Origin of the sequence: Filobacillus milosensis, assembly GCF_004402015.1 — a bacterium.
GTDB classification, from domain to species: domain Bacteria; phylum Bacillota; class Bacilli; order Bacillales; family Alkalibacillaceae; genus Filobacillus; species Filobacillus milosensis.
Map to the genome: position 1 here is coordinate 3125 of NZ_SOPW01000036.1, position 1325 is coordinate 4449.

Consider the following 1325-nt stretch of genomic DNA (forward strand, 5'->3'; position numbering starts at 1 on the left):
CCTCAAAACTAAACAAAATAGCACTGTCGTCGTTATAAATATCCTTAGAAAGGAGGTGATCCAGCCGCACCTTCCGATACGGCTACCTTGTTACGACTTCACCCCAATCATTGGTCCCACCTTCGGCGGCTAGCTCCAAAAGGTTACTCCACCGACTTCGGGTGTTACCAACTCTCGTGGTGTGACGGGCGGTGTGTACAAGGCCCGGGAACGTATTCACCGTGGCATGCTGATCCACGATTACTAGCGATTCCGGCTTCATGCAGGCGAGTTGCAGCCTACAATCCGAACTGAGAATGGCTTTTTGGGATTTGCTTCACCTCGCGGTTTCGCGTCCCATTGTACCATCCATTGTAGCACGTGTGTTGCCCAGGTCATAAGGGGCATGATGATTTGACGTCATCCCCACCTTCCTCCGGTTTGTCACCGGCAGTCACCTTAGAGTGCCCAACTGAATGCTGGCAACTAAGATCAAGGGTTGCGCTCGTTGCGGGACTTAACCCAACATCTCACGACACGAGCTGACGACAACCATGCACCACCTGTCATTTGGTCCCCGAAGGGAAGACCCTATCTCTAGGGTGGTCCAAAGATGTCAAGACCTGGTAAGGTTCTTCGCGTTGCTTCGAATTAAACCACATGCTCCACCGCTTGTGCGGGCCCCCGTCAATTCCTTTGAGTTTCAGCCTTGCGGCCGTACTCCCCAGGCGGAGTGCTTATTGCGTTAACTGCAGCACTAAGGGTGGAAACCCCTAACACCTAGCACTCATCGTTTACGGCGTGGACTACCAGGGTATCTAATCCTGTTCGCTCCCCACGCTTTCGCACCTCAGCGTCAGTAACAGACCAGAGAGCCGCCTTCGCCACTGGTGTTCCTCCACATATCTACGCATTTCACCGCTACACGTGGAATTCCGCTCTCCTCTTCTGTACTCAAGTTCCCCAGTTTCCAATGACCCTCCACGGTTGAGCCGTGGGCTTTCACATCAGACTTAAGGAACCGCCTGCGCGCGCTTTACGCCCAATAATTCCGGACAACGCTTGCCACCTACGTATTACCGCGGCTGCTGGCACGTAGTTAGCCGTGGCTTTCTGGTTAGGTACCGTCAAGGCCCCGTCCTATTCGAACGGGACTTGTTCTTCCCTAACAACAGAGCTTTACGATCCGAAGACCTTCCTCACTCACGCGGCGTTGCACCGTCAGACTTTCGTCCATTGCGGATGATTCCCTACTGCTGCCTCCCGTAGGAGTCTGGGCCGTGTCTCAGTCCCAGTGTGGCCGATCACCCTCTCAGGTCGGCTACGCATCGTTGCCTTGGTAGGCC

Annotated in this window: 1 rRNA gene; it reads right to left on the bottom strand. The window is 54.4% G+C overall.

The window, feature by feature from the left end:
- Positions 1-48: 48 nt before the first annotated feature.
- Positions 49-1325: ribosomal RNA gene (locus tag E3U55_RS16915) — 16S ribosomal RNA — on the bottom strand; the annotation flags it as partial.